This is a genomic window from Pararhizobium sp. A13 (assembly GCF_040126305.1).
Taxonomy (GTDB): domain Bacteria; phylum Pseudomonadota; class Alphaproteobacteria; order Rhizobiales; family Rhizobiaceae; genus Pararhizobium.
The window spans coordinates 2,844,649-2,866,477 of the sequence record NZ_CP149510.1 but is presented as its reverse complement, the minus strand read 5'-3'; the positions used below and the strand labels follow the sequence as shown (position 1 = coordinate 2,866,477).

Here is a 21,829-nt window from a genome sequence, read left to right as displayed (position 1 = left end):
TTTGGGCCGAGGCGCCGTCTGGCAGTCTCTTCAAACCCCTTGCTTGAAGCGAATATGGCCTTCTTTCTTCGTTCGGATTAGTCTGCAAATCATGGAACTCGTATCCGGAAAAACCGAACGATGATGAAGCTCGACGGCATTGCAAGTTTTGTCGCAGTCGCTGAAAGCGGTTCGATCAGCGAGGCGGCGCGGCGTCTGAGGCTATCGAAGTCGGTGGTCAGCGAACGGCTGGCCGAGCTGGAGCGTGGCCTGGGTGCAACGCTCCTGCACCGCACGACGCGTAAGCTGACGCTCACAGAAGATGGCAACGCCTTCCTCGGGCGCGCCAATCGCATCGTGCAGGAGATCGAGGAGGCGACAGCCGACATGGCCGAGCGGCGTGGGACGATTTCAGGCCCCTTGCAGATCTCGGCGCCGGTGACCTTCGGGCGCATGCATCTCGGGCCGGCGCTCTACCCGTTCCTCTCCGCGCATCCCAAGCTTCATCTGACGCTTGACCTCGATGACCGGCGGGTTGATGCGGCCGCTGACGGCTACGACGCCGTGGTGCGCAACGGACCGATCGCCGATTCGCGGCTGATGGCCTGGCGGCTGGCGCCGAGCCGCCGGGTGCTCGTCGCCTCCCCGGCTTATATCAGGGAAAATGGAAAGCCGGGTTCCATCGAGGAGCTCGAACGGCACCGCGGCATCTTCTACACCAACCGCGGCGTCGCCGACTGGCGCTTTCCTACTGCCGCCGGGACAGTCCTCGTCCGCGGGCAGATGGGATTCGGCGTCAACAATGGCGACATGATAAGGGACGCGGCCGTCGCCGGGCTGGGGATTGCGCTTGTGCCGATGTTCGCGGTCGGGGAAGCGGTGGAAGCGGGCACACTTGAAACCATCGACATCGGCGTTCAGCCCGAGCTCGAATATATCCACATCGCGCACCCGGAAGGCCGGCGCCCCTCCGTCAAACTGCGGGCGCTCGCCGATCATCTGCGTGCCGCGTTCGGCATCCCGCCCTATTGGGATCCTGCGTTTTCAAAGTAAGGCATCTGGGTCAATCGCAGGAGCGCAACTGCCGGGCATAGGTGCGGGCAATATTTGCCGAGCGTTGCGCGGCGCGCTGAAGTTGGACATTGCCGCGCCAGGCGCCCTTCGCATAACCGCCATCTCCCAGATAGTAGGCGAGATAGAGACTGTAGGCGTCGTTGCGGGCAATGCCGTTCTTCTTGCTGCTCTGGTTGTGGTACCACGCAACGAAATGGACCGCGTCGGAGAATTTCGTCCGGCGTGCCATCCAGTGGCCGGTCTCCCGCTTGTATTGCGACCACGTACCGTTCAGCGCCTGCGAGAAGCCATAGGCCGTCGATTGGCGTTTCCAGGGAATGAAGCCGAGAAGCTTCGTGCGTGGCGGCCGGGCATTCGGGCGGAAGCCGGATTCGGTATAAATCGTCGCCATCAGGATCGGCACGGGAATGCCATATTGCCGCTCCGCATGCTCGGCCGCCCGGCGCCAGTTGTTGAACCAGCCATCGCGCTGCTCGAAAATCGCGCAGGCGTTTCTTGTTTCTCTCGGCGCGGTCGCGCACCCCGCCAGAAGCAGAAGGGCGACGATAAACGCAATACGCATCGCTCAGATCTCTCACACTTGGAGAGATTACTAACCGGTAAACGTTAAAGAGACGTTTTTAGATAAATTTTGAAGCGATGTTTTGGCCTGCCTTCAGCCTGCACGATTCAGTTTCAACGCATAGATGCGGGCCGATCGGATGGCACCCACACCCGAGGCGACACGGACGGACTGCACCGGCTCGAAGCCCTCGATCCGTTTCGTTCCAACCCAGCGGCCGCCGTCGGCGAAGACCTCGATCGAGCCGACATCGAGGAAAATGCGCAGGCTCTGCGGTTTCGCACCGGCAGCGATGTAGCTCGGCCCCGTTTCCTGCTCCCGCGCAGCATAGTTGATGGACAGCCCCTGCTCGCTGACACTGACGCCAAGCGTAACCAACAGATGGTCAAATACCAGTTCGAAGGTGGCGCCCGGCTTGGTCAGGTCGATAACAATCTCGACGACGCCATTGTCAAACGCCACCACCTCTCCGGCCATCAGCCGGCTTTCATCGATCAGCCCCGCCCGCAAAGTCTCGACCGCCGGGACGGGCGGCGTCAAAATTTCGTTGCCTTGCAGCAGAAGATTGCGCGGCAGGGTCATGGCCGTGGGAAAATCGATCGTATGGGAAACATCGGCCCAATTTGCCAGCCAACCGATGCCGACCGCCGTACCATGGTCGACAAAAGCCTGGAAGGCATAGTTGTCGGTCCCGAAATCCACTTCCTGTTCAAATTCGCGATGGAATCGGACGCCATCGAACCGACCGACAGCAATGAGGGTCAAATTCTTGCGTCCCGTCTTCTTTTCGAGGCTGTTCATCAGGCCGTAGATCAGTCCCCAACGGGTCTCATTTCCGTCCGCCGGTCCATCCAGCGGGATCAAACAGGGACATTCGATGACGGCCGTGCCGAACCTTTCTTCCAGCAGCAGCGTGCCGACGAAACGCCAGCCTGTCGCGGCCGCCGGATCATCCGTCTCGTAAAGCAGGATGACGCCGCCCTGATGGCTGAGACTGCCAAGAACCATTTTCCAGAGACCGTCGGGGCCCTTGACCACGTAAGGGTCGCGGAAATCGAGCGTTAGTCCTAGACCGGACGGCCGGTTTGCCAAGATCACCTCGGCCTGGCTGGCGGTGATGATGTTGTGCGAGGTCGCCGTCAACTGGATCTGTGTTTCCGGAATCCGTTCGCTCACCTGCTCGGTGAAGAAAACACGGATGCCCGCGTCGTTTTCCAGCGGAATGGCCGAGCCGGAAAAGGCCCCGCCGCGCCGATCCGGGCGGGCTGTCAGGTCCTCGGAGGGAAAGAGGAAGATCGGCATGTGATGCCAATGGACATAATCGGTGGAGATAGCATGTCCCCAATGCATCGTGTTCCAGCGAAGCCCGTGCGAATAGTGCTGATAGAACAGATGCGGACGCCCGCCAAAGCGGCCAAAACCGTTGGGATCGTTCATCCAGCCGAAGGGCGGGCGGAAATGATAACCGTGCGGCACCGGCGCCGGCGCGTTGGCCACGCTGGTGTGCATGACCGTAATGCCCTTGTCGACAACCTCCGCCGCATTGAAGACGTAGGCGACGGAAACAGCCGTGGTTGCGGTATCGTAGACGCAGGAGAGATCACCGCCGCTCACCGCGATGAAGGTGCGGAAGACGTATTCCTCGGAGTTGCTGACCGACACCTCACCGATCTTCTCACCATTGAGAATGAAGGCCATCATGCCGGGCTCATCGCTGCGCGTCGCCTTCAACCACACATGCAGCGTCGCGCTAACCGGCACCTCGGCCCGCAACGTCCGAAGCGTCTCGACCACCTGCACGATATCGTTCGCCATCTCCGTTCCACTCCTTCATCCGGCGCGTAGCAGCAATTCCAAACGAAAAACCGCCTCACGCTTTTCCCGAAAGCTCGCATCTAACGACGACCTAGTGCCGAGGAGCGGGATGTAAAGAAGACGATCCGAAGCGGAAGACAGCCGAAAACATCCCCGCGCGCCGCCGCCGTGGTTTTTCAAACATGCACTCAATCGGACGGGCACTGGAAACCGTCTCTAATGAATAAGTATATGTGACGCCTTCCAGCGCCCCGTTTGGCGTTCTCTCGGGAGCTTTCCTCCCTACAGACCCCGACTTCGGACCCTCTGCCTCGGGACGATCGTCGTATCGCAGGTCTCCGGTGCCGGCATTCAGCATCGCAGCTCCGGTACGTCACGCTTCCCATCCCGACATGTGTGCCCACAGGCACGCCCGCCCCAGAGGACGGAGGGGATCCATTTTCCGGGGGCTCTCCTTCCGGTCCGCCTGACGTTCGCAGCCTCCTCATCGAAGCCACGAGGTTTCCCGTGGAGTGCCAGCCCTGGCTCGCCGCAAACGTCTTGCGGTGTATCCGCGACAGGACGCCATGATCATCGCACGGCTTTTCCAGGCGGGGATTTTCGGGGATCGGCGGGGATGAATTTTCGCAGGGAAGACATCGCCTGGTCGCAAACCGGAGAGGTCGCAAGGGCGGTCTCGGCGGTATTTGCGACCGATATCCCTTATGATTTCAGAGCCAGTATTACCGTTAAGGATTTATGCGACGCGTTCTTCTGCTTTGCGCCGCGAAGCGGTCGTTACTAGGTTTCTATCAGAGCCGCGCTCAGACTAGCATCGCAGCAAAACCGACGAAAATGCCACCCGTGATCCGATTAAACGCTTTCTTCAGCGCCGGGCGCGACAAGTAAAGGGCGAGTTTAAGCCACCGCGTCTGTCGCTCCTATACCACGCCGCCTCCACGACTGCTGACGTTGAGTTCAATCAGAATGCAGTGCCTTCTCGACTGCTGCCTCGGCGTGAGCAATTGTTGTGTCAATTAAGGGGACCGGGCTGTCCTCTGCCTTAATGAGCATGCCAAACTCGGTGCAGCCCAGAATAATGACCTCCGCGCCTCGGCTGGCTAGAGATTCCAAGGCAGCCTTGAACTTGACCCGCGTTTCCGGCCGGAAGACTCCTTTGGTCAGTTCCTCATAGAGAGCATTGTGGACATTCGCTTCATGCTCACCTTCTGCGACAAGCACCTTCAGGCCATAGCGATCCTTCAGCCGGTCAACAAAATACGTTCCTGTCATCGTATACCTGCTGCCAAGCAATCCGACTGTTTTGAACCCGCTCGCCAGTGCCTGCTCAGCTGCCGGATCGACGATATGAATAAACGGCAGGTCAACCCGTGCCTCAAACACATCAGCCGCTGTATGGACCGTGTTACAGGCGACGATGTAGAAATCCGCTCCGGCCGCCTTTAGCTTGTTGGCCTCTTCAGCGATCAAACCTCCGACCAAATCCCATCGGCCTTCAACCTGTCTACTTTCGACTTCATCGAAGTCTGTCTGGGCCATTACCAGCTTTGCACAATGCCGACCGCTGCCGCCCATTCGCTTCGCTATCAGTTCATTGATGGTCTGATAGTAAATGATCGAGCTGGGCCAAGCGACACCGCCAACTATACCGATGGTTTTCATTTTAACTCCATAGTGTTGCTAGCGACTGATGGCCGGGTCAAGACGGTTTGAGGAAATTCGTACGCCAGATTGCCATCGACGTAAGCGACACACGATCCACCGACGCTAACATTTCCCAGCTCATCAAATCGCGATTGCTGCCCGACCATCGCGACCGACGTGCTGTCCTTGAGGGGCATTGCCGTCAAGCTCGGAGCCGGTTTAGCGTAGGGCAGGAGAGCGGCCAAATTGTCTGCGCTGATCGAGTTTTTGTTTTACGCCCCATCAGTTCAGCACCACTGGAACGAGCGAAGCGAGAAGCAAGATCGCCATCGCGATGTTGAATATCCTCAGAGCACGGTCCGAACGCAACACGTGGCGGGCCGATGCGCCAATCAGCGCCCAGCTTGCGCCGCAGGGCATGCTGATCGATGCGAACAGAAGCGCGAATGCGACGCTCATCGCCAGGGCGCTCCACCCGTCTGACACCGCGCCGTAGGTCAGGATGCCACTTGCGCCACCCAACCAGACCTTCGGATTGAGCGCTTGAAACAGCACTGCCTGAACGAAGGTCAGGGGTTGGGCGCTATCCGCATCTCCTTGCGATGCTGCGTTGGGACGGCTCGTGGCGATCTTAAAAGCGAGCCAAGCGAGGTAGGCAACGCCACCCCACTTCAGCATGTTCCGAAAGGTCTCATTCTCCAACAATTGGCTGCCAAACATACCCAGCCCCAGCAGGATGAGACAGATGCCGACACCCGTGCCAAAGACGTGCGGCAACGAACGCGCGAGGCCGTAGTTTGCGCCGGTTGTCGTCAGAAGCATGTTGTTCGGTCCAGGCGACCCGGATGAAGCCACGGCAAAGAAGACCACAGATAAAATCCAACTCACAGTCACAGCCTAGCCTCACCCAGTTTGTTCGAATACAAGATCGTCGCCTGACACTTTGGAGTCATCCCTGGGGCATCAGGCGGTCGCCCCTGTCCGCATCCTGATCCGCCATCCGAGGCGTACGCCAAGCGTCGAGATCGCGATGAGAAGCATCCCGGTCGCTTGTGACAAACCAAGGGGATGGCCGTAGACCGCCCAGTCGATGACGATGGCGACAATCGGATAGACGAAACTCAATATGCCGATGACCGGGGTCGATAGCTGTGGATAGGCGGAGTAGATGATAACCCACGCGATGCCCGTATGAATGATGCCAATGCCGACAAGCCAGCCCCACGACGGGAGCGAAATGGATTGGGCGAAATGAACGAACGGGGCGAAGATCAGAACGCCCATTATCGTCTGGCAGAGCGAGGTGACTTCTGGTCTTTGGTCACCCAGTTTTTTCCCAAGAGCTGCGGTGATCGCATAGCAAAGTGCTCCCAATATCGTCACGCCTATCCCGAGCATCCATACACGGTCGACAGACCCCGATGACCAGCCTAGACCACTGGCGAGGATGACGCCGACAAAGGCGGCCGTCATCCACAAAAGTTGATCCCGCGTCACCCGTTCCTTGAGAAGAAGGGCTCCGATCAGGACGACGAAAAAGGGTTGGATGTGGAAGACGATGGTTGTCGTTGCAATTGACGTCATGCTGATGGCTGCGAAGAATGCGGCCCAGCTCAAAACAAGGCAGGACCCGGCGGCAGCGCTGAGGGCGAGCTTCCGGAGAGAAAGCGACCTGTCAGGCAAGTAGCCAAATATCAGGCACCAGACCAACAGGAACACCGTCCCGAACACGCTGCGCCAGAATACGATGGTGACAGCGTCAACGCCGGATTCGACGCCAAAGGCACCGACGGTTCCAATGATGGCCATGCCGACTGCGAGCTTTATCGTTGCAGATCGGCGTTCTATGGGCGCTGGCATTCAAGTCTCCAATCAGGTCTGCCCCCATCCTTACGAATGCACACTCACCAATCAAACGAATAGATTTGGTGAGTGTTATTCGATATGCTGATAGCGCCATGACCAAAATCCTTGACCTAGAGCTCCTGAACACCTTCGTCGCCGTCGCCGAGACCGGCAGCTTCACGAACGCCGCCCCGCGCGTCGGGCGCAGCCAGTCCGCCGTCAGCATGCAGATGCAGCGATTGGAGCAATCCATTGGGAAACAGCTTCTCGTCCGGACTCCCAAAGCAGTCATTCCGAATGCGGTTGGCAACGACCTCCTGGCGTTTGCACGCCACCTTCTGAAGCTATCTGATGAGGCGTGGACCAGCGTTACAGGGAAGTCGGATGTTGGAAGCGTTCGTCTCGGTGTTCCTGATGATTACGCGGCATCCTTGCTTCCCAAAGTCCTGAGACGGTTTGCAAACGAACATTCGCAGATTGCTGTCGACCTCGTCTGCGAACCAAGCGACAAACTCAATTTGGCCATTCGCGAAAACCGCGTCGATCTGGCAATCGTCACCCGAAAAGCGAACCAGCCGATAGAGATATTGAGGCGTGAACGGTTGGTATGGGTTTCGTCTTTGACGCATATGGCCTGGGAAACTGATCCGCTACCTGTCGCCTTGTTCGAAAACTCTACCGCACGCGCCCATGTTCTCCGCGCACTTGCCGACAATGACCGCGCCTATCGGTGCACTTATTCAAGTCCCAGCCTGCTTGGCTTGGTGACAATCGTTCAGACCGGACTCTCCGTAGCCGCATTGGCGTTATGCAGCGTGCCGGACTCGCTGAGGATAATAGGGGAAAACGAAGGGCTTCCAACGCTCGACGACCTGGAAATCGGGATTGTTCGAAACCCGTTGTCTGATGGTGCGGCGGTTGACCACCTCTATAATACGCTGAGACGTGATCTGTCGCACATGGGTCTTGATTATGTAGGCACTTGACGATGGAGCCAGGGAGCGACGGCGGCAGCCAACTTCTCCGGCTGCTCCATCGGGATCATGTGGCCAGACTTTTCAACCATGGTCAGTGTAGCTCCCTCAATCCCGTCCCTTAGCTCTCTGGCTTCCTCAAGACTGCGCAGAGCGTCTCCATCAGCCGCGACAATGAGTGTAGGGCAGTGAATGGCGGCCAAGTGCTCAAGATCGCTTTCACGCACCTGTGCGGCATGTCGCATGAAGACCTCTGCACCAACCCGTTCACTCATCGCTCGCACGCGCTCAATCATAGGTTCGTCCCCGGCGCGATCTGGATGCAGCGAGCCGAGCACGGCCGTCCGGCTGAGGCCACGAAACCGAAGAGGGTTCACGGCTTTGACCGAAGCCAATTTACGGCTTGCTTGCTCAGGGGTATCAGCACGGGCCGAGGTTGCGACGAGAACGAGCGCCTGAACACGCTCCGGCGCGAGGCGCACGACTTCTCGTGCCACGTAGCCGCCCATTGAAAACCCGATTATCGCGAAATGCTCTGGCGCACCTGCTACGACGTGCTGGGCCATTTCGAGGATCGTCGCCGCGCGGCTCACATCGGCATGGGTGACCGACCCCAACGCTTGAAGTGACGGCAAGACATCATCCCAAAGTTCGGCGTCAGTCATAAAACCGGAGACAATTACGATATGCATTGTTGTAATTTTCTGTTGATGGCGATGCGCGACGTCATCCCGAGAGTGCATCGCTGAAGATCATAGCATTCCGGTCACTCATGACCAGCCACGCTTCCCGACAAAGCTAAGCGGCGTTTAAATTAGGCATTACGCACCACTTCCGTGACCATTTTCCGCAGCCAAACGTGGACTGCGCCAGTATGATCAGCGTCCGCCCTGAGGCCATCTCGTGACCTTGGCTGAGGTCCCAAATGCGCCACGAGCGGACATGGCTTGCATATTGGCCCGACGACGTTCCCCATATGTACCCATCGCTACCCGGTATCACAGTTGGCAACCGCGCCTGATCCGTCGCCGCCACTATTCCAGAATGACGACGGCTTCGATCTCGAAGAGCATGGAGTCAATTGCAAGCTTGGGAACGGGAATCAGAGTCTGCGCCGGCAGCGCCTCGCCGAACATTGCCTTGACGTTCTTGGTCAACACCTCAAGCTTGGACATATCGTGATCGACCACGAAGACCGTGAGCTTGGCGACCTGATCCGATTTCGCACCGATTCCTTCAAGCGCAGTGCGCAGGTTCGCATATGCTTGTTCCACCTGGACCGAAAAATCGGGCGACAAGGCTCCAGTGATGTCTTGGCCGCCCTGTCCGGAGATGTAGGCCACCCGGGCTTCGCGGGGCACAATCACCGCCGTGCTGTAGCCATTCGGCGTCGGGTCATAGAGTTTTTTGGGATTGACGATGGTCAGCTTGAGATCATTCTCATTCGCTGTCGTCGCGGTGGGAACTCCCATGGTCATGATGATTAGCCCTCCGATAAGCAGATGCTTGATTGCGCGTGACATGATTTTCTCTTGGCTCTGCGGACCGCGAGAAACGTACCCTCGCAGCCGGCAGGATTGAACTTTAACCCATCGCCATACAAGCGGCTCGTACGACGTACGATTCAATTGCATCGTACGTCGTACGAGTCAATCGGTCAGGATCGACATTCGTCGATTGTCGGCTTAAATCAGACGGTCTGATCAGCAAGGAAGACGGATGGCAACCAAACGTAGCGGCGCGCAGAGCAAACGGTCTCAACGGATAAGTGTGTCACAGTCCGCGCAGGAGCCGCGCAGTGAACCGCCTCTCTCTCTGGAACGTATCGTGGCGACCGCGGTAGAACTGCTGGACGCCCAAGGAGTCGACGGATTGAAGATGCGTCGGCTGGCCGATCGCCTCGGCTCGGGAGCGATGAGCCTATATTGGCACGTCGACAACAAAGAGGAGGTCTTTGATCTGGCGCTCGACTCGGTGCTCGAATATCGCGGTCCGCCGCAAATAGTCGAGTCTCAAGACTGGCGCGGGGAAGTCGTTCATATGCTCGAAGACTGGCGCGCCAGCATGCTGCGCCATCCTTGGTCGGCATCGCTGTTGCCGCGCCGGGCGCTCGGCCCGAACATCCTCGGTCGCCTAGAACTACTGAGCAAGACCTTGTCCAGAGCCGGTGTAGCGGACGCAGATCTGAACGTCGCGATATGGTCGCTCTGGAACTATGTGATGGGCGCCACCATCACCCGGGCGAGCTTCGACCTCTCGGACGACGACAGGGCCGCCGCGCAGCAGCGCCTTACACGTCTCAGCGAACACTACCCGACAATCGAACGCTCTCGTCTGCTGTTGGATAACGATTGGGACGGCGCTTTCAGGAAAGGCCTCGACTTCCTGCTTGATGGCCTCGCTCCGAGACAATGAATATTCGTCATTTCCTGGACGAGACGGTGCCGGATTAACTCGACATTCCGCGCTAGTGCCGTGGGTATCGGGGGTACTGCCGCGACAGTCTCCCAAGATACCTCAAAAGAATATCCTGACGGAAAAACCCGCTCGCAACGCCTTGTTGTGAGCGGGTCTGGCATCCTGAGGCTGGATTCCATATTTGGATCAGCGGCCGGCTTTACGTCTGCACATTTACAATCGTCAAACCAGCCGGCTCTGCTCCACAGCCGCCTCGATGAAGCTCGCAAACAGCGGGTGGGGGTCGAGCGGGCGGCTTTTCAGTTCGGGATGGTACTGGACACCGATGAACCACGGGTGATCCGGGTATTCGACGGTTTCCGGCAGAACGCCGTCCGGCGACATGCCTGAGAAGTCGAGGCCGCAGGCCTCCAGCCGGTCCTTGTAGTCGACATTCACTTCGTAGCGGTGGCGATGACGCTCGGAGATTTCGGTCGAACCGTAGATTTCCGCGATCTTGGTGCCCTTCTTGAGGCTTGCCTTGTAGGCGCCCAGGCGCATCGTGCCGCCGAGGTCGCCGGAAGCGGCGCGCTTCTCCAGCGCGTTGCCTTTCACCCACTCCGTCATCAGGCCGACGACCGGCTCGCCGGTTGGGCCGAACTCCGTCGAGGAGGCCTTTTCGATGCCGGCAAGGTTGCGGGCCGCTTCGACGACCGCCATCTGCATGCCGAAGCAGATGCCGAAATACGGCACCTTGCGCTCGCGGGCGAAGCGGGCAGCCAGAATCTTGCCTTCCGAGCCGCGCTCGCCGAAACCGCCGGGCACGAGAATGCCGTGGACTTTTTCCAGATACGGTGCCGGGTCTTCCTGTTCGAAGACTTCCGATTCGATCCACTCGAGCTTGACCTTGATGCGGTTGGCGATACCGCCGTGATACAGCGCCTCGATCAGCGACTTATAGGCGTCCTTGAGGCCGGTGTACTTGCCGACGATGGCAATGGTCACCTCGCCTTCCGGCGTACGGATGCGGTTGGCGACGTCCACCCAGTTTTCAATGCGCGGCGCCGGCGCCGGCTCGATGCCGAAAGCGGCCAGGACCTCATTGTCGAGGCCTTCTTTGTGATAGGCGATCGGCACGTCGTAGATCGAGGCGACATCGAGCGCCTGGATGACGGCGGACGGGCGGACGTTGCAGAACAAAGACAGCTTGCGGCGCTCGGCTTCCGGGATTTCGCGATCGGCGCGCACCAAAAGGACGTCGGGATGGATGCCGAGCGCCTGCAGTTCCTTGACCGAATGCTGGGTCGGCTTAGTCTTCAGTTCGCCGGCCGCCGAGATATACGGCATCAGCGTCAGGTGCACATAGATCGCGGTGCCGCGCGGCAGATCGTTCTTGAGCTGGCGAATCGCCTCCATGAACGGCATCGCCTCGATATCGCCGACCGTGCCGCCGATCTCGCAGATGACGAAGTCGTAGTCGTCATTGCCTTCGGTGACGAAGTTCTTAATCTCGTTGGTGACGTGCGGAATGACCTGGACGGTCGCGCCGAGATAATCGCCGCGGCGTTCCTTGTCGATGATGTTCTTGTAGATGCGGCCGGTGGTGATGTTGTCGGTCTTGGTCGCCGAGCGGCCGGTAAAGCGCTCGTAGTGACCGAGATCGAGGTCCGTCTCCGCGCCGTCATCGGTCACGAACACTTCGCCGTGCTGCGTCGGGCTCATGGTGCCTGGATCGACGTTGAGATAGGGGTCGAGTTTGCGAAGCCGCACCCGGTAGCCCCGGGCCTGCAGCAACGCTCCGAGAGCGGCTGCGGCAATCCCTTTTCCAAGGGAAGAAACCACGCCGCCAGTGATGAATACATATCGCGCCATGGGCTTCACCGGATACCGTTTCAAAAATGATTCCGCCACCGAAAAATTCATCTTCCAGAATTTTTCCGTTCAAAAGGCTCAGGCGGCAGAATTCAAACAAAAGAAAACCGGCGGAAGACTGGCTTCCGCCGGCGGTTCAATCTTGCATTGGCCTTACTGGCCGGTCGGAACATCCGAGCTGGACGTTGCCGGCTTGGTCTCGGTCGATGCCGGGGTCTGCGTCGCAGGGGTCTCGGTTGCCGGCGTCTGGGTATTCGCGCCAGACTGCGCTGGGGTCTGACCGGCCGGCGGGGTGGTGCCACCGCCGAGCGAATCAAGAACACCCTTGCCGTTGTTGGTCGTGCCGGGGATCCGGTCGAGAACGTCGGTCGCATCCGGCTGGTAACGGGCGAGAATGCCCATGCCCAGGGCCAGCACGAAGAAAAGAGCAGCAAGGATCGCCGTGGTGCGGGTCAGCGCATTGGCAGTGCCGCGGGCGGACATGAAGCCGGAACCGCCGCCGATGCCGAGACCGCCGCCTTCGGAGCGCTGAATGAGCACGACGCCGATCAGCGCCAGCACAACCATGAGATAGATGACAAGCAATACGGTCTGCATTTTGTCCAGTCCTGCCTTGGATCGCGCCTCGCCCGGCTGTGGGGAGCCCGGAACCGACGCGCAATCGAGTGATCGCCCAGCATGGGAGACGCACGGAAACCAAGGCAGGTTTCAGCGCCCGCACCACGCGGGAAAATTAGTGTTGGCGGCTGCATATACCAAGCCACCGCGCAATAAAAGCCCCTGCCCGCTGTTCGGCGAACTTAAGCCGTCAATTCTTCATACGCCCGGTAGATGGCGAGGAAGTCTTCGCCTTTCAAGCTCGCTCCGCCGATCAGCGCGCCATCGACATTGGCGACGCCCATCAATTCCCTGGCATTGCCCGGCTTGACGGATCCGCCGTAGAGAATGCGCATCTTCGCCCCGGCCGCGCCAAACCGCGCGGCAAGCTCCGAACGCTGGAAAGCATGCGCCTCCTCGACATCCTTGGCCGTCGGCGTCAGGCCCGTGCCGATCGCCCAGACCGGCTCATAGGCGATGACGGTATTTTCGGCGGTGGCGCTGTCGGGTACGGAACCGGCGAGCTGGCGTTTCAGGACATCCAACGTCCGGCCTGCCTTGCGCTCGTCACCGGTCTCGCCGATGCAGATGATGGCCACTAGGTCGGCGGCGAACGCCGCTTCGGCCTTTGCGCGCACCAGCGCGTCGGTCTCCGCATGGTCGGTGCGGCGCTCGGAATGGCCGACGATCACATGGGTGCCGAAGCAATCAGCGATCATCTCGGCCGAGATATCGCCGGTATGGGCGCCGGAGGCCTTTTCATGGCAATCCTGGGCGCCGATCAGAAGCGGGCTGTCATCGCAAAGGGCGGTTGCCACATAGAGCAGCGTCGCCGGCGGGCAGATCAACGTCTCGACCTTTTCGGACAACTCGCCCTTGACGCCTTCCGCCATCGCCTTGATCTGGTCGAGCGACGCCCGCAGACCGTTCATCTTCCAGTTTCCGGCCACAAGCGGTCGTATTTCGGGCGTCATGCGATCTCCTCACTGCAATAGTCGTTTCCCGGCAACGGCCTAGCAAATATGCCGGGCAAAGGAAAGCGCCGCTGAGCGAGAGAGATCCATGACGCTCCGATATCGAAACTGTGATGACGCTGCCGCTTGCCCGACGATCACCAAAGAACGATTGTTGGCTTTTGCTATTGCATAACCGGAGACCGACGATGCTACGCAACCGGCAGGATACTTTCGGATGGGGCACGATCGTCCTCCACTGGGCGATCGCCCTCCTCATCGTGGGTCTGATCATCCTGGGCTACGTCATGACCCGGCCGGATATCGATCCGGAACTGCAGTTCTCTCTCTATCAATGGCATAAATCCTTCGGCATGACGGCGCTGGCGCTGGCATTCATCCGGCTCATCTGGTGGCTCTCCAATATCCATCCGGACCCCGTTGCCAGCCTTTCCGCCTTGGAAAGGCGAGGCTCCTCGGTGACCCACGCGCTTCTCCTTGTATTGACTATCGCCGTGCCGTTGGCCGGCTGGGCGATCGCCTCGACCTCGACGCTCAATATTCCAACCCTGTTTTTCAACCGCGTGCTGATTCCGCATCTGCCGATGGAAAAGTCGGAGGCTGCCGAAACATTCTGGAGCGACGCGCATGCCTGGCTCGCCTACGGCCTGGCCGGTCTCGTGGCCCTGCATGCGGGCGCCGCTTTCCTGCATCACTTCTGGCACCGGGACGTGGTTTTGCGGCGGATGCTTGGAATATTTCGGCGGGGTGCGGCGTCCAACGCCCATCAACAGCCGGAAGGAACCGATCGATGAGACAATTTTACGGACCATGCCTCGCCGCCTGGGCGCTGGTCCTCGTGGCGACAAGCGCTCAAGCGCGTGCGCCCTCGCTCGATGACGCAGCCGGGCGATACGATATCGATGGATCATCACAGATCAATTTCTCGGTCGCGCAAACCGGCGGTGGCGGCATCTCTGGAAAATTCGGCAAGTTTTCCGGCACATTCCAACTGGATGGCAGTGACATCCGCAAATCGGTGGTCGAATTCTCGCTCTTCCCCGACACCGTGCAGACCGGCGAGCCGCGCATTGAGAAGTTTCTGCGCTCGTCAGCGATTTTCGATACTGCCAACTATCCCGAAATCGTGTTCCGCTCGACGAAGATCACCCAGACCGGCGAAGACACTGCCGAGATCGAGGGCAAGCTGACGGCAAAGGGCACGACCAAAACCGAGCATTTCAGCGCGAAATTGACGAAATGGAACCGCCGCGTCATCAGCTTTCATATCCAAGGGGGCATTTATCGCGACCGCTACAGCATGTCTGCCGGTTTGCCGATCTACTCCAACATCGTGCAATTCGACATGACAGTGAATGGTCAGAAGCATTAGGATCAGCTGCGCTCCGGCGGCATGTCGTTCCAGCATCTGCAGGCTTGTTACCACGGTAACAAGCCTGTAAACATTTCAAATCCCATAATGCGCCGGAAATCCAGCATCCCACTTGGGAATTGACGGTGTATAGATGGGCTCTTATCCTTCAAAAAAATTGACAATGACTCGTTTATTTCATGGCCCGGCCAACTCGGGGCGGATCAATGCATTGTAAACTCTTCACATCCTTGATGTTGACTTTCAGCATTCTTCCGGCGGCGGCAAGCGCTCAGGAGGTGCTGACGACGGCAACGCCGGATGTTCTTGTCCGCTCGCTCGATCCCGTCCTGGCGCAGAAGGAGAAGACACGCGGCTTGAAGATCGTCGGCGCCAAGGAACTGGCGACGATCAACAGCTATGGCGACAAGCTCGCGGCAACGGTCAATCTCGCCGTCAACTTTCACTTCGGGTCCGCCGAGTTGACGCCGCAAGCGCAACGGCTTCTCGACAATGTCGGCAAGGCGCTGCAATCGAGCGAGCTGGCCACCTACCGTTTCGTGATCGGCGGCCATACGGATGCGACCGGCGCAGACGGCGACAATCTCCAGCTCAGCCGGGCACGCGCCGCCTCGGCGACGCAGTATCTGGTCTCGCACTACAAGATCGCCCCGCAGCGGCTGGTCGTGCGCGCTTTCGGCGAAACCGCCCTGCTCTTTCCGGACAGCCCGGAGGACGGCCGCAACCGCCGGGTCGAGATTTCGACACTCAAATAAGAAGAGGCCCGGCATTGCGAATGCCGGGCCTCTTTTTTGGGAATGCACGGGAACTCAGCCGAACTGGCTGCCAATGAAATCCTTGACGATGCGGATAATGCCGCGGCCAAGCAAATCGTCGAGCGCATCGACGAACTGGTCGACATGCTGACGTTCGCAGATCAGCGGCGGCTCGAGCCGGATGACGTTGCGATTGTACTCGGTGAAGGCGACGAGCGTGTCGTAGTCCTTCAGCAGCAGGGCGCCGATGAATCCCGAGAGCGAGCCCTTCAGCTTGTCATCAAGCACGCCGACGACCGGGCGCAGGACCATCGGCAGTGTCTGGCTGAAATCCTGGAATTCCAGGCCAACCATCAGGCCCTGGCCGCGGACATCCTTGATGATCTTCGGATATTTCGCCTTCAGTGTATTCAGGCGCTCCAGCAGATAGTCCCCCTGCACTGCCGCATTCTCGATCAAGTCCTCGTCGTACATGATGTTGAGGCCTTCGATCGCGGTGATGCACGCCTCGCCGATGCCGCCGAACGTGGCCTGGGCGTGGATCATCGCGGTATTCTTCGTGCCATAGGCCTTCATGTAGACGTCGCGCCTGGCGATCATCGCGGCCATGGCCGACTTGCCGCCGCCAAGCGACTTGGCAAGCGCCGTCACATCCGGAACGACGCCGGCATGTTCAAAGGCGAAGAAGCGGCCGGAGCGGCCCATGCCGCACTGGACTTCATCGGCGACCCAGATGACGCCATGCTTGTCGCAGAGCGCACGCACCTCGCGCCAGAAATCCGGCGGGGCCGAGATGATGCCGCCGCCGCCCTGGATGGTTTCGAGCACGAGAACGCCGATGGTCGGATCGCGTTCGAAGGCGTTGCGGATGGCATCGATATCGCCGAACGGCACCTTGACATTGTTGTCGAGCAGCTTGAACTCGCCGCGATACAGCGGGCCGTCGGTGATCGACAGCACACCCTTGGTCTTTCCGTGGAACGAGTTCTCGGCATAGACGATCCGCGGACGCTTCGGGCCGGCGGCACGCTCGGCCACCTTCAGCGCCGCTTCCATCGCTTCCGAACCGGAGGAGCCGAGGAAGACCATGTCGAGGTCGCCCGGCGCGATGGCTGCGAGGTTCTTGGCGAGCGCCGACGCATATTGCGACATGAAGGCAATCGCGATCTCGTGACGGTTTTCGTCCTGGAATTTCTTGCGGGCCGAGAGGATGCGCGGATGGTTATGGCCGAAGGCGAGTGAACCGAAGCCACCGAAGAAATCCAGGATCTTCCGGCCGTTCTGGTCGGTGTAGTACATGCCCTCGGCGCTCTCGACCTTCACCTTGTTGAAGCCGAGCAACTTCATGAAGTGAAGCTGACCCGGGTTCAGGTGATCCTTGAAGAGCGTCGTCATGTCGGCAAGGCTCATGGTCTTGGCCTGTTCGACGGTGATGAGGTCAGGCTTCCTGATGCCGCCGCCAAGAGCAGGGGCATCAATGGCGGGCGCGTCGACGGTGACGCGGGCTGGCTTATCGAGCATTGTGGTGATCCCCTCGTTCATTCCGCCGGCACAGTCGACGTGTGCGCGTAAGCTTTTCCGGCCTTCTTGGCGCGATATTCGTCGTAAGCCGCGATCAGCATGGCGCCATCATTGTACTCAGCTTTCCAGCCGAGTTCGCGCTTCAGCTTGCCGGTTTCGCGAATGCACATTTCATCGGCGATCAAGTATTGTTCCGGGTCCATGATCGGCATGTTGATGAAATCGAACGCCGCGAGCGTCGCCTTCACCGCAAACGCCGGAGTCGGCAGCAGAAACGATTTCGAACCGGCATGGACGATCAGGTCGCCCAGCAGCTTGCGCACGGATGGCGGGCTGTCGGAGCCGAGATTATAGGCCTCGTTCGGCACGCCGCCCTCCCAGGCAAGCCGGGCTGCTTCGGCGCAGTCGAACACCGAGATGAACTGATACGGGTTCTTGCCCGAACCGATCATCGGCACCGGCAGGTTTGCGTCGATCAGCTTGAACAGCTTTTCCAGGATGCCGAGACGACCGGGGCCGATGATCAGGCGCGGGCGGAAAATCGAGATGTTCATGCCCTGCTTGCGCCATTCGGCCGCCAGCTGTTCGGTCGCCCATTTCGACTTGCCATATTCACCGAGCGGGTTGGCCGGATGGGTTTCCGTCTGTGGCGATTGTACGGTGTGGCCGTAGATCATGTCGGTGGTGAACTGCACCAGCCGGTTGGCGCCGGATTTGGCCGTCGCCTTCATGATGTTTTCGGCACCGTAGTAATTCACCGGCCAGAAGAATTCCCAGCGCTTGGCACGCACCTGCAACGGCGACAGCATCTTGGCCGCCATGTTGTAGACCATGTCGTCCGGGCCGATCTCGACCTTCATCACGTCGTCCGCATCGGTCACGTCACAGCGCACGAACCGGGCGCGGGCATAATGTGGCAGATCGGACTTGACGATATCGGCGACAAGAACGTCTTCTCCGTCCTGCACGAGGCGTTCAGCCAGATAGCGGCCGACAAAGCCGTCACCGCCGAAAATGATATGCTTCATGATGCGCTCCCGATTTTTGCTGTTTTTGCGCCCGCGGCTTCCAGCGACGACTGGCCGTCATGGGAAGGCATGCCTGCCCCAGACATACCGGATTGGGCAATAAGGATTGTTCCGACGCAGATGAACGCAATGCCGGCGATGCGCCAGGCATTCAGGTCCTCGCGGAAGACGAAATAGGCAAAGACGGCCACTGCCACATAGGCGAGGCTGAGGAATGGATAGGCGAAGGAAAGTTCCACCTTCGACAGGACATAGAGATGCGACGCCATCGAAATGACGAAGGTCGCAAGTCCGGCGAAGACCCAGGGGGTGAAGACCACCTGGAAGATGCGGGCAATAAAAGTATCAGCCGTGAAGCTCAAAGGTCCAAGCGACAGCATGCCCTGTTTCAGCATGAGCTGTGCGGCCGCATTGGTAAGCACGGTGAAGAGAATGAATACGATATACTTCATGTCGATGTTTCCTGTTCCCGCCGCGATACCTACACGCAAGAGCCGTAAATTCCGTGAAATTCCCGTATTTATTTAATTCAAATTGTCGCTATTCTCATTTCGGCAAAGCCAAGGCCGTTCTTTTCCAGAAATTAGAGACCATTGCCGGATCGCGCAGCGCTTCAAGTTTCCGCCACTGCGGGAACGAAGAATCAAAGGTTTGCGGGCTCATGCGGGCATCCTTGTAGGGATTGATGGCGCCGCCGGCCTCGATGACGATGGCATCGAGCCTGTCGAGGAGCTTAAGCGTCTGTTCACCCTGATTGGCGAAATCCAGCGTCAGCGTAAAACCGGGCCGCGGAAATGAAAAAAGTGCTGGCGACCGTTGCTCGCCGAACTTCTTCAGAACGGTCAAGAAGGAGGCATGGCCGGCCTGGCGCGCCGTTTCCATCAGCCGGGCGGTGATCTCCGCCGCATTGTCCGCCGGATAGACGCTCTGATGCTGGTAAAGACCTTTCGGTCCATAGAGCAGGTTCCACTGGCCGATGGCGTCCAGTGGGTGGAAATAGCCCGGCCATTTTACGGTCGTAACCGTTTCGACGCGTTTTTCCTTGCGGAAGTAGAATTCGTTGAATGCCTTCAGCGTCACCCGGTTCAAGAGATTGAACGGTGGGGAAAACGGCACCGAGAGTTTCGCGGAGCGTGGCATATCGGGAAATTCGCAGGACGCATCCGCGTGGTCACCGGCAAGCAGGACGCCTCTGCCCGCGCGCTTCCCCGTTGCCAGCTGGTCGATCCAGGCTACCGAATATTCATGCTCGCCATCCACCCGCTCGACCATGCCGAAATAGTCCTCAAGGCGGTCGAACCGGATTGCGTGTCGCTGGATATGGGGCGACGGCACTTTCATCAATTGCAGATCGACCGACAGGATCAGCCCGGTCAGCCCCATGCCACCGATGGTGGCGCGAAACAGCTCGGGATTTTCCGTTGCCGAGCAGGTCAGCAATTCGCCGGTCGAGCGCAGCAGCGTCAATCGCAGGATGTGCCTGCCAAATGTGCCACGCGCGTGGTGATTCTTGCCGTGAACGTCGTTGGCAACCGCGCCGGCCACCGTCACCGCGGCGGTTCCAGGCGTCACCGGCAGAAAGAAGCGGTGCGGGATCGCCTGTCCGAGGATGGCATGAAGCGTGACGCCCGCGTCGCACGAGACAATTCCAGTCCCCTGATCGAAGCCGAGGATGCGGCTGCGCAAGCGGCTGTCGATCAGGGCGCCCTGGTCATTGTGGCAACTGTCGCCGTAGGATCGGCCATTGCCGAAAGGCAGGAAGGCGCCGGACGCCGCCTCGTATCGCAGGTTCTCATAGACATCCGGCGATACGCTTTTACGGGGATGGCAGTCGATCCGCCCCCAGCTGTCGAAATCACCATCGGTCATTGCGGGCCCAGCGTACCTGCGAGAATGAGCATGGCGCCCAGCGCCATCGTCACAAGGCTGCGCCAGTCGCGCATGATGAACACGACCGGATCCTCGTGCAGCATGCGGCGGCGGGCGAGCATCCAGATCCTCAGGAGCATATAGAGCACCAGCGGGCAAAGCGGCCACAGCGCCCAGGGCAGCGTGTACATCTCCTGCATTTCCTTGCTGTGGATATAGAGCGCCAGCACCAGCGCGGAGGCAAAGGCCGAGGAAACGCCGGCCTGCCCGACCATTTCGAAATCAACGGCCACATAGCCGCGCCCGGGTACCTGGTTACCCTCGCGTCCATCATATTCATCGAGCTCGACATAACGCTTCACCAGCGCCAGGCTGAGGAAGAAGAAGATCGAGAAGGACAGGAGCCAGAAGGATAGCACCGTGTCCGTGGCGGCGGAACCGGCAACGATACGAACCGTATAAAGGCCGGCCAGCGTGAAGACGTCCACCAGCAGCTTGCGCTTCAGCACGAACGTGTAGGCGGTGGTCGCGACGGCGTAAAACCCAAGCACGAGCGCGAAATCATGAGGCAAGACAGCCGTCAGCGATAGAGACGCGACGAGAAGGCAGAGTGCGATCGTCAGCCCCATCGGCACGGACATCTGGCCGCTCGCCAACGGCCTGTTGCGCTTCGTTGGGTGGCGCCGATCATTGGTAAGGTCGGAGAGGTCGTTGATCACGTATACGGCGGAAGCGAGAAAACTGAAGGCGAAGAAGGCGAGGATGACGTTGATCACCGCATCGAGATGCAGGATGTCATGATTGAGCACCATCGGCACGCCGATCAGCACGTTCTTTGCCCACTGATGCACGCGGATCGACTTCAAGGCTGCGAGACGGTTGGTCTTGCCGATGTCGAGCCGCTCGGCGTCGTGCGCGCGGCGCCATTTCTCGGCAGCGGCGTCCGGCGCGACGACAATCGCCTTGCGGGCTGCGTCGAACACCGGAACGTCGTCGCGGCTGTTGCCCATGTAGTCGAAACCGCCCTCGCCGAACTGCTCGATCAGCTTTTCGCGTTTGCGGCGACTGGTGAGGTTGATTTCCGGGGAACTGTGGAGAACGGACGAAAAAACGCCAGCATGGGCTGCGACCCCGAGTGCAACGCTTTCCGCCGCGCCGGTGACGAGGACCACCTGCCGGCCGGTCTCGCGCTCATGCTCCAGGCGCTTGAGGACCGCCTCGCGATAGGGCCAGTCCGCTGCCTGGCGTCCGGAGCGGGCCGCGACTTCATATTTTAGCCGCGCCTTACCCTTGGACATCCAGTACAGAACAGCAAACAGCATCAGCGGATTGCGCAAAAGAATAATCGCCACGCCCTCCCAGAGCGTGTCGGCCGCAAGCAACGTGCCGTCCAGATCGACGCACAGCGGAATATGCCGTGCTTCAGTGCGAGCATCCATAAGATCAAACCCCGAGAATACGTGCCGGGACAGTCCCATGATCAGCTTTAAGAAAAGCAAACAGTGCACGCTTCACGAGTATCAAACTACTGCGGTGGTTAACGATTCCCCG

The 21,829-nt window shown here is 59.4% G+C and carries 21 protein-coding genes; 6 read left to right on the top strand and 15 right to left on the bottom strand.

The window, feature by feature from the left end:
- Window positions 1-120: 120 nt before the first annotated feature.
- Entirely contained in the window at window positions 121-1,032 is a 912-nt protein-coding gene (locus tag WI754_RS14180) for a LysR family transcriptional regulator (protein ID WP_349434075.1), read from the top strand.
- A gap of 10 nt (window positions 1,033-1,042) precedes the next feature.
- Here WI754_RS14180 and WI754_RS14175 read toward each other — a convergent pair whose 3' ends face one another.
- From WI754_RS14175 to WI754_RS14155, 5 genes are all read right to left on the bottom strand, one after another.
- A complete protein-coding gene (locus tag WI754_RS14175; RefSeq protein WP_349434074.1) occupies window positions 1,043-1,615 on the bottom strand; it encodes a transglycosylase SLT domain-containing protein in 573 nt (190 codons plus the stop codon).
- 93 nt (window positions 1,616-1,708) lie between these two features.
- Complete coding sequence (locus tag WI754_RS14170) at window positions 1,709-3,430, bottom strand: GH32 C-terminal domain-containing protein (RefSeq protein WP_349434073.1); 1,722 nt, start codon at window positions 3,428-3,430, stop codon at window positions 1,709-1,711.
- A gap of 957 nt (window positions 3,431-4,387) precedes the next feature.
- The gene (locus tag WI754_RS14165; RefSeq protein WP_349434072.1) at window positions 4,388-5,092 is read right to left on the bottom strand and encodes an amino acid racemase; all 705 of its coding nucleotides are present in this window, start codon (window positions 5,090-5,092) and stop codon (window positions 4,388-4,390) included.
- Between the two features lie 264 nt (window positions 5,093-5,356).
- Window positions 5,357-5,944 carry a LysE family translocator gene (locus tag WI754_RS14160; RefSeq protein ID WP_349434071.1) on the bottom strand — a complete coding sequence of 196 codons (588 nt, stop codon included), beginning with the start codon at window positions 5,942-5,944 and terminating at the stop codon, window positions 5,357-5,359.
- 93 nt (window positions 5,945-6,037) lie between these two features.
- A complete protein-coding gene (locus WI754_RS14155; protein ID WP_349434069.1) occupies window positions 6,038-6,934 on the bottom strand; it encodes a DMT family transporter in 897 nt (298 codons plus the stop codon).
- A 98-nt stretch (window positions 6,935-7,032) separates the two neighbouring features.
- Between WI754_RS14155 and WI754_RS14150 the strand changes: the two genes are divergently transcribed.
- On the top strand, window positions 7,033-7,905 hold the full coding sequence (locus tag WI754_RS14150) for a LysR substrate-binding domain-containing protein (RefSeq protein WP_349434068.1): 873 nt from the start codon (window positions 7,033-7,035) through the stop codon (window positions 7,903-7,905).
- On the opposite strand, the gene WI754_RS14145 is transcribed toward WI754_RS14150, so the two are convergent.
- Complete coding sequence (locus WI754_RS14145; protein WP_349434067.1) at window positions 7,890-8,585, bottom strand: alpha/beta hydrolase; 696 nt, start codon at window positions 8,583-8,585, stop codon at window positions 7,890-7,892. The two genes, WI754_RS14150 and WI754_RS14145, sit on opposite strands and share 16 nt — an antisense overlap.
- Before the next feature lie 342 nt (window positions 8,586-8,927).
- Window positions 8,928-9,416: a RidA family protein gene (locus tag WI754_RS14140; RefSeq protein ID WP_349434066.1), complete on the bottom strand. Its 489-nt coding sequence runs from the start codon at window positions 9,414-9,416 to the stop codon at window positions 8,928-8,930.
- A gap of 196 nt (window positions 9,417-9,612) precedes the next feature.
- Here WI754_RS14140 and WI754_RS14135 point away from each other — a divergent pair, with 196 nt between their 5' ends.
- Window positions 9,613-10,308: a TetR/AcrR family transcriptional regulator C-terminal domain-containing protein gene (locus tag WI754_RS14135; RefSeq protein ID WP_349434065.1), complete on the top strand. Its 696-nt coding sequence runs from the start codon at window positions 9,613-9,615 to the stop codon at window positions 10,306-10,308.
- A gap of 225 nt (window positions 10,309-10,533) precedes the next feature.
- On the opposite strand, the gene WI754_RS14130 is transcribed toward WI754_RS14135, so the two are convergent.
- The 3 genes from WI754_RS14130 to tpiA form a co-directional block, all read right to left on the bottom strand.
- Window positions 10,534-12,171: a CTP synthase gene (locus tag WI754_RS14130; protein WP_349437818.1), complete on the bottom strand. Its 1,638-nt coding sequence runs from the start codon at window positions 12,169-12,171 to the stop codon at window positions 10,534-10,536.
- Window positions 12,172-12,315: 144 nt separating this feature from the next.
- Window positions 12,316-12,759, bottom strand: coding sequence for a preprotein translocase subunit SecG (gene secG, locus WI754_RS14125; protein WP_349434064.1), 444 nt, complete (start codon window positions 12,757-12,759; stop codon window positions 12,316-12,318).
- A 203-nt stretch (window positions 12,760-12,962) separates the two neighbouring features.
- Entirely contained in the window at window positions 12,963-13,733 is a 771-nt protein-coding gene (gene tpiA / locus WI754_RS14120) for a triose-phosphate isomerase (RefSeq protein WP_349434063.1), read from the bottom strand.
- A 188-nt stretch (window positions 13,734-13,921) separates the two neighbouring features.
- Between tpiA and WI754_RS14115 the strand changes: the two genes are divergently transcribed.
- The 3 genes from WI754_RS14115 to WI754_RS14105 all read left to right on the top strand — a co-directional run bounded on the left by WI754_RS14115 (window position 13,922) and on the right by WI754_RS14105 (window position 15,860).
- Window positions 13,922-14,527 (top strand): cytochrome b, encoded by a 606-nt coding sequence (locus WI754_RS14115; protein ID WP_349434062.1) that lies wholly within the window; start codon window positions 13,922-13,924, stop codon window positions 14,525-14,527.
- Window positions 14,524-15,105: a YceI family protein gene (locus tag WI754_RS14110; RefSeq protein WP_349434061.1), complete on the top strand. Its 582-nt coding sequence runs from the start codon at window positions 14,524-14,526 to the stop codon at window positions 15,103-15,105. Before WI754_RS14115 ends, WI754_RS14110 begins: the two co-directional genes overlap by 4 nt.
- A 233-nt stretch (window positions 15,106-15,338) precedes the next feature.
- Window positions 15,339-15,860 carry an OmpA family protein gene (locus WI754_RS14105; RefSeq protein ID WP_349434060.1) on the top strand — a complete coding sequence of 174 codons (522 nt, stop codon included), beginning with the start codon at window positions 15,339-15,341 and terminating at the stop codon, window positions 15,858-15,860.
- Between the two features lie 54 nt (window positions 15,861-15,914).
- Here the strand turns inward: WI754_RS14105 and WI754_RS14100 are convergent, their stop codons facing one another.
- The 5 genes from WI754_RS14100 to WI754_RS14080 all read right to left on the bottom strand — a co-directional run bounded on the left by WI754_RS14100 (window position 15,915) and on the right by WI754_RS14080 (window position 21,717).
- A complete protein-coding gene (locus tag WI754_RS14100) occupies window positions 15,915-17,381 on the bottom strand; it encodes an aspartate aminotransferase family protein (protein WP_349434059.1) in 1,467 nt (488 codons plus the stop codon).
- Between the two features lie 17 nt (window positions 17,382-17,398).
- A complete protein-coding gene (locus WI754_RS14095; RefSeq protein ID WP_349434058.1) occupies window positions 17,399-18,409 on the bottom strand; it encodes an NAD(P)-dependent oxidoreductase in 1,011 nt (336 codons plus the stop codon).
- A complete protein-coding gene (locus WI754_RS14090; protein ID WP_349434057.1) occupies window positions 18,406-18,861 on the bottom strand; it encodes a transporter in 456 nt (151 codons plus the stop codon). The genes WI754_RS14095 and WI754_RS14090 overlap by 4 nt, the downstream gene beginning before the upstream one ends.
- A gap of 94 nt (window positions 18,862-18,955) precedes the next feature.
- The gene (locus tag WI754_RS14085) at window positions 18,956-20,278 is read right to left on the bottom strand and encodes an FAD-binding oxidoreductase (RefSeq protein WP_349434056.1); all 1,323 of its coding nucleotides are present in this window, start codon (window positions 20,276-20,278) and stop codon (window positions 18,956-18,958) included.
- A complete protein-coding gene (locus WI754_RS14080; protein WP_349434055.1) occupies window positions 20,275-21,717 on the bottom strand; it encodes a UbiA family prenyltransferase in 1,443 nt (480 codons plus the stop codon). The genes WI754_RS14085 and WI754_RS14080 overlap by 4 nt, the downstream gene beginning before the upstream one ends.
- Window positions 21,718-21,829 lie beyond the last annotated feature (112 nt).

Excerpts from the sequence above, each read along its gene's own strand:
- WI754_RS14150 (WP_349434068.1), top strand. The coding sequence starts at position 7,033 with ATGACCAAAATCCTTGACCTAGAGCTCCTGAACACCTTCGTCGCCGTC.
- WI754_RS14085 (WP_349434056.1), bottom strand. The coding sequence starts at position 20,278 with ATGACCGATGGTGATTTCGACAGCTGGGGGCGGATCGACTGCCATCCC.
- tpiA (WP_349434063.1), bottom strand. The coding sequence starts at position 13,733 with ATGACGCCCGAAATACGACCGCTTGTGGCCGGAAACTGGAAGATGAAC.
- secG (WP_349434064.1), bottom strand. The coding sequence starts at position 12,759 with ATGCAGACCGTATTGCTTGTCATCTATCTCATGGTTGTGCTGGCGCTG.
- WI754_RS14115 (WP_349434062.1), top strand. The coding sequence starts at position 13,922 with ATGCTACGCAACCGGCAGGATACTTTCGGATGGGGCACGATCGTCCTC.
- WI754_RS14080 (WP_349434055.1), bottom strand. The coding sequence starts at position 21,717 with ATGGATGCTCGCACTGAAGCACGGCATATTCCGCTGTGCGTCGATCTG.
- WI754_RS14100 (WP_349434059.1), bottom strand. The coding sequence starts at position 17,381 with ATGCTCGATAAGCCAGCCCGCGTCACCGTCGACGCGCCCGCCATTGAT.
- WI754_RS14180 (WP_349434075.1), top strand. The coding sequence starts at position 121 with ATGATGAAGCTCGACGGCATTGCAAGTTTTGTCGCAGTCGCTGAAAGC.
- WI754_RS14090 (WP_349434057.1), bottom strand. The coding sequence starts at position 18,861 with ATGAAGTATATCGTATTCATTCTCTTCACCGTGCTTACCAATGCGGCC.
- WI754_RS14175 (WP_349434074.1), bottom strand. The coding sequence starts at position 1,615 with ATGCGTATTGCGTTTATCGTCGCCCTTCTGCTTCTGGCGGGGTGCGCG.
- WI754_RS14135 (WP_349434065.1), top strand. The coding sequence starts at position 9,613 with ATGGCAACCAAACGTAGCGGCGCGCAGAGCAAACGGTCTCAACGGATA.
- WI754_RS14155 (WP_349434069.1), bottom strand. The coding sequence starts at position 6,934 with ATGCCAGCGCCCATAGAACGCCGATCTGCAACGATAAAGCTCGCAGTC.
- WI754_RS14140 (WP_349434066.1), bottom strand. The coding sequence starts at position 9,416 with ATGTCACGCGCAATCAAGCATCTGCTTATCGGAGGGCTAATCATCATG.
- WI754_RS14095 (WP_349434058.1), bottom strand. The coding sequence starts at position 18,409 with ATGAAGCATATCATTTTCGGCGGTGACGGCTTTGTCGGCCGCTATCTG.
- WI754_RS14105 (WP_349434060.1), top strand. The coding sequence starts at position 15,339 with ATGTTGACTTTCAGCATTCTTCCGGCGGCGGCAAGCGCTCAGGAGGTG.
- WI754_RS14170 (WP_349434073.1), bottom strand. The coding sequence starts at position 3,430 with ATGGCGAACGATATCGTGCAGGTGGTCGAGACGCTTCGGACGTTGCGG.
- WI754_RS14165 (WP_349434072.1), bottom strand. The coding sequence starts at position 5,092 with ATGAAAACCATCGGTATAGTTGGCGGTGTCGCTTGGCCCAGCTCGATC.
- WI754_RS14145 (WP_349434067.1), bottom strand. The coding sequence starts at position 8,585 with ATGCATATCGTAATTGTCTCCGGTTTTATGACTGACGCCGAACTTTGG.
- WI754_RS14110 (WP_349434061.1), top strand. The coding sequence starts at position 14,524 with ATGAGACAATTTTACGGACCATGCCTCGCCGCCTGGGCGCTGGTCCTC.